The organism is Halalkalibacterium halodurans (assembly GCF_004376175.1).
GTDB lineage: Bacteria > Bacillota > Bacilli > Bacillales > Bacillaceae_D > Halalkalibacterium > Halalkalibacterium halodurans.
On sequence record NZ_SNUY01000078.1, the window covers coordinates 10,458 to 15,514 of the forward strand.

The 5,057-nt window shown below is 34.3% G+C and carries 4 protein-coding genes; all 4 read right to left on the minus strand.

Features of this window, described 5'->3' with window-relative positions:
• Positions 1-255: 255 nt before the first annotated feature.
• Genes E2L07_RS18230 through E2L07_RS18245 form a run of 4 tightly spaced genes read right to left on the minus strand, consistent with a single transcriptional unit; the run spans position 256 to position 4,724 of the window.
• Complete coding sequence (locus tag E2L07_RS18230) at positions 256-1,344, minus strand: CpaF/VirB11 family protein (RefSeq protein WP_134230272.1); 1,089 nt, start codon at positions 1,342-1,344, stop codon at positions 256-258.
• Positions 1,345-1,364: 20 nt separating this feature from the next.
• A complete protein-coding gene (locus tag E2L07_RS18235; RefSeq protein ID WP_134230273.1) occupies positions 1,365-2,060 on the minus strand; it encodes a flagellar assembly protein FlaJ in 696 nt (231 codons plus the stop codon).
• The gene (locus tag E2L07_RS18240) at positions 2,053-4,314 is read right to left on the minus strand and encodes a VirD4-like conjugal transfer protein, CD1115 family (protein WP_134230274.1); all 2,262 of its coding nucleotides are present in this window, start codon (positions 4,312-4,314) and stop codon (positions 2,053-2,055) included. Before E2L07_RS18240 ends, E2L07_RS18235 begins: the two co-directional genes overlap by 8 nt.
• Complete coding sequence (locus E2L07_RS18245; protein ID WP_134230275.1) at positions 4,311-4,724, minus strand: hypothetical protein; 414 nt, start codon at positions 4,722-4,724, stop codon at positions 4,311-4,313. Before E2L07_RS18245 ends, E2L07_RS18240 begins: the two co-directional genes overlap by 4 nt.
• Positions 4,725-5,057: the final 333 nt, after the last annotated feature.

A 5,057-nucleotide genomic window follows, 5' to 3' on the forward strand; every position in this document is an offset into this window, starting at 1 on the left:
CTTTAAAAACAGTATCTACTGTTTGACTAAACCATCCATTATCACCACCAAGTGCTACCCCTAGCACTCCAAAGAGCATTACAGCAAGAACAATTAAAAACAAAGATCCATTTTTTTCACCCATCAGCTTCACCCCCTTTTCGAATAAAAAAACACGAAACCTAATAGCTTCGTGTTTTTCCCTATTCATCCACATTAATATATTAACATTTGATGAGGTCAGAATCAGTTCCTAAAAAGTACACAAAAAGTACATCACATAAAAATACTTGGTACTTGATGTATTTTTTCAGCAAAAATCAGGTTTTTCTTTGTTTTTTCAGAAATCCTACCCATAAACTCTTCTTCATGATATTTTTTCGTTTCCTCATCATACTTTTTAATTCTCTCATAGATTAGATTATATTCAATCCCATCTTCGGAAAAATCCAGAAATTCAACGATTTCTTTTATATAACGCCGAATGCTTCCTTCTTTTGTATAATCCATCCCCATATGGATACCAAAACCCAATTGACTAATATCTTTTCCGAGTAACAGTTCATTTTGTTGATAAACCTTCCCGATCATTCTCATGATCCGACTAGGAATACTCTTTGCGTCCGAAGCGTGCAAAGTGGTAATAATACTATGGTTCGTAAGAGCCGACTCAAGCATTTCATAAGCTTCTCCCCCCCTTATCTCCGAAATGATCAACCAGTCAGGATTATTTCTTAATCCCGATTTAATCAGATCGTGAAACGTAACATTGATGTTCTCTTCTTTTCTAATCCTCCAACTACGAATATCCTTATTTGGGTAAAGAGATTTAATGTGACTATCCATCGTATCTTCCATAAGAGTGATATTATGATGTTCAGGGATAAAATCGACCAAAAGCTTTTGTAATTCTGTTTTACCAGATCCAGTTTCTCCGCTTATAATCATATGATTTTTTGTTTCCACTAAGACTTTTAATAATTGTTCTATCTGACTGTTTGCTAAAGTAGCGAGACTAGTAATTGCTTTTCTTGGTTTGGAAACCCGAATTGCCATTGTTATTCCAAAAGGGCTAATAGTCTTATGGACAGCATTCAGCCTTATATTATCAATTTCTGTGTCTAGTATCGGACTAGCGTCCGTAAACTCTTTATTGCGGATATTTGCTATTGATCTTACGATTGTGGCAATTGCTTCTTGAGACGGTTGATCTTTAGCTTTATACCGCCCTTTTTTATTGTCTTGAATAAATAAAGTCGTACCGTTATAAGATATATCAGTAATATCATCATTCATTAGATACGGTTCCAAAAAACTTGAATATAAAAGTTCTTTAATCTCCTTATTTTCAGTTTGTTTATCCATACTTAACCTCTTTTCTATCCCTATAGTCCGCTTAATGCGTCATTTACCGTCATAACCAAAGATACAGCAACAAAACTTAAGGTGAATAATACACATGTAATAAGCACAGGGTTAGCGTATTTTTCCATAGCATTTACTTTATACTTAATTAATTCATTGGTTTTATTAAAGTGTAATTGGTAAATAATCGTTTCCAACTCTTTTAAATCCTTTTTATTCACTCCATGCTCTGAAAAGTCATAAATAATGCTCATTACATTAACAGCTTCGGGCGTACCAATATAATGAGCAAAATCTAAATATGAGTTTCGATCATTTTTCTTTTCAATGGCATTAACTAACTTTTGAAGTTCATCATGTAATAAAGGGTGCTTTACATATTTTAGTGTTGCCTTTAATGTTTGATACACATTTCCCTGAGTTTCTAATAGCGAAATGAAATATCTTAAAAAAATTGGAAAAATGATCGACTTGATCTTATCTACTCGATTTTTCTGCATTAATAACTGTACATAAGGTAGTTTATAACCTAAATAACCTAAAAGGGGGACACCTATTAAAGCAAGGGAAATATTTTGAAACGAGTAACTTGAGAACAAGGCAAAAAGTACAAATAGACACGCCCACACTATCCGATATCCGTTGAATTTCGCCTTATTCACTTTAAACACTTGAAACAGATCTTCTTTCTCTTTTTCCAAAATAAATTTAATCATCCTCATCCTCCCAATCCTCATCCTCTGTGTCATTCACTTGATCGAATAGTAAGCCCCCGCCCTTTTGTAATTTTTTAAAGGTGTCGACTGCTTCTTTTTCTTGTTCCGTATTAACTACATTAATTATGTTTAGCTTTTTGTACTTCTCTTCCCAATAACTCCACTCTTCTAACTCAAAAAAGGGCTTTATTGTTTGTTTAACTCGGTCAATCGCATTTGAGGGAAGATGTTTAGCTACATGAAAAAGAAATGATTGAAATTGTAGAAATGTAAAATCATCAAAGTTATCCTCAAAGATTTTTAGTTCATCTTCTGGCAAACACTCATACATTACATCTTTAATTAGCTTTTGATCCCCCAGATCCAGTTCATTCGTTATTTTCCCAAACTTATCTTTATGATTCTTTGTACCAAAAACTAGCCTTTCAACATCAAGATCTTTATGTTCTCCTACTATCGGTAAATCCAAAATAGATCCCGATGTATCAAACTCATCCGTCAGGTATCTCCACCTTGATTTCAAAGATGTTTTCCCTGTATTGTATATAGGCTTGGGCGTCACTTTATTTCTCTTTTTGTCTTGCCTTTTTATTACCCTTACTACCACACTTTCTTCTTCTAATAATTCCATCAATTGATTTGGGTCTAATAACCATTTGTCTTTTACTGTTTCTGTAGCAGTTTTGTTTAAAGACAAAAACGCTCCATTTCTAGTAAGATCATCAATGGTTTTTTTACCTATCAATTTCGAAAAATGTTCGGCAGTTGACAGGTCATTAGTCAAAATGTATATTTGGTTACCGCAGTTACCACTTATGGTCTTACTTGCACTTCCATAAACTTGATCAAGCTGGCTATAGGCTTGCACGATCAAATTAAATCGTATATTGCGCCCCAAGCAAACAGTAATGATCGTGTCCATCCCTTCAATAGGAGGCATATTTCCAAATTCGTCCAAAAGAAAAACAACTTCCCTTTCACATTTATTCCCCTTAGAAACGGAAGCTTTTCGAGCCAAAACGAAATACAGTTGTCTAACAAAGACAGAAGCCAATGCATGATTACTTTTATCATAATCAGGAGTAACCATGAAAATAGCTACAGGCTTTTCTCCAAATCCCACTTTTTCCATATCCAAATTATTCATACATGTCATCTTGGCGTTCTCAGTTAAAGCAAACACCTGAAGCTTTGCCATAGTTGCAGAAAAAATAGAACCTCTCGTATTCCCTTTGGCGAAATTACTATTTGCATATTGCATACGAGCTGGATCAGTTGATGACCGCCTTTGGAAAAACTTATCTAACTCATTTTGTCCTTCTTCATCCTCTTTTGCTCCAAGATCAGCAATAAAATTAGCCACAGAATATAAGTTTATCTGTTCTTCTTTTCCTCTCTTAATTGAATCTGCTGTAATTGCTAATGCTACAGCATTGAACAGAGACATTGCGCTTTCTTGCCAAAATTTATCTTTGGCTGATGGGTCACTATAAAGGCTAAAAGATATAGTATTACAAAGGAGTTGCGCCCTAGAAACATCCCCAGCTTTATATGCGTCTATAACTAATTGTAAAGGGTTGTATGACATGCTTAGATCAGGATTGAGTAAATTTAGTATATATACTTCATACCCACGCTTTTTAAGCGTTTCGAAGGAACTAGCCGCTAATTCACCTTTCGGATCATTGACAATTAGTGAAGCTTTTTTTTCAGCCCTTGAATAAATATCAATTGTTGGAAAAACAAACGTTTCGCCTTTCCCTGATCGAGTTGTACCAATGACCAAATTATTTACAGGGCTATCATCGATGAAAATTCTGTTTTTATATCGAGAAATCGGTACGCCCCCACCACCACTAAACTCTTTTGTTTTTTCCGGTACAGATCTATATTGTTTCTTTAATTCCCTTAATGTAGTCCACTTCCTTGACCCAAACTGGTCTTGATTGATAGATCCAAAGTTCTTTCTTAATCGATAGGCAAACTTAACATATCCAAAGGAAGCAATCAGGTAAAAAACAATATAGAAGTAATAGAAATCACTTTGAAACTCAAAAAAACTGCCTAAAGGCAGTTTAAATTCTTCAAAAGCAAATAGATCACTCTCAATAACAAGTTTTAATACTCGTACAAGCTCTAATATCAAAGCCAAAATGAAGTTTGCAATTAAATACACTATACCTGCATGAACAATAGCCAAAAAAGCTATTGTTTGTGATTTTGCTAAAAACTCTAGTACCTTTTTTTCTGTCATTTTAACTTCACCACCCGTCTACACTCAAGAATATCCATTACGAATGATGACAGCATTAACATTGCAATACCAACCAAAAAGTATAGAGCATACATTGAAACAAAGGCTGATAAGAAGCCGATAGCAACAATCGGACTTAGAACCACGACGATGGCTATATTTCTAATTACTTTTTTTGATTTCAAGAACAGAAACCCTTTTGCTGTCACTACTGTCCCTGTAACAACAAGGAACGATATAATTAGATAAAATCCGTACAAAATCATAAAAATGAAAACCAGTTTTTCAGTTGATGAGGTTTCCTTATAGCTGCTGTAATGGGTAAATATTTCACCTATCCATCCATAAAGCGATACTAAAAGGACAAAGGCTACAGAAAACCAGATAAACACTTTTTTATACATTGACATAAGCGTTATCTCCTTTAATTTCTCTTATTTATAGTTACAGATTTAGTTGTACTCATGTTTTCTGTGGTACCAAAAACTGATGTAAACTCATATTCATATTTAATATTGATTTTAGTACCTACAGGTACAACAGAAGATATTGTCTCCCCTGTATTCGCATTTTCAAATTTAACATAGAGATTTGAGTTCTCTAATTCCTTCACCTTTGTATTTTGCAATAGAAAAGTGCAGAGAAATGCAATGAAAAATGCAGAGGTTTGCCACCCATTTAATTCCTTTTCGACAATGCGTGGGACAGTCTATAGCTCTCGCCATGAAAAGAGATGATATGGG

What these genes read in the sequence shown, in the direction of transcription:
- E2L07_RS18230 (WP_134230272.1), bottom strand. Translation starts at nt 1,344, where the DNA reads ATGGATAAACAAACTGAAAATAAGGAGATTAAAGAACTTTTATATTCA.
- E2L07_RS18235 (WP_134230273.1), bottom strand. Translation starts at nt 2,060, where the DNA reads ATGATTAAATTTATTTTGGAAAAAGAGAAAGAAGATCTGTTTCAAGTG.
- E2L07_RS18240 (WP_134230274.1), bottom strand. Translation starts at nt 4,314, where the DNA reads ATGACAGAAAAAAAGGTACTAGAGTTTTTAGCAAAATCACAAACAATA.
- E2L07_RS18245 (WP_134230275.1), bottom strand. Translation starts at nt 4,724, where the DNA reads ATGTCAATGTATAAAAAAGTGTTTATCTGGTTTTCTGTAGCCTTTGTC.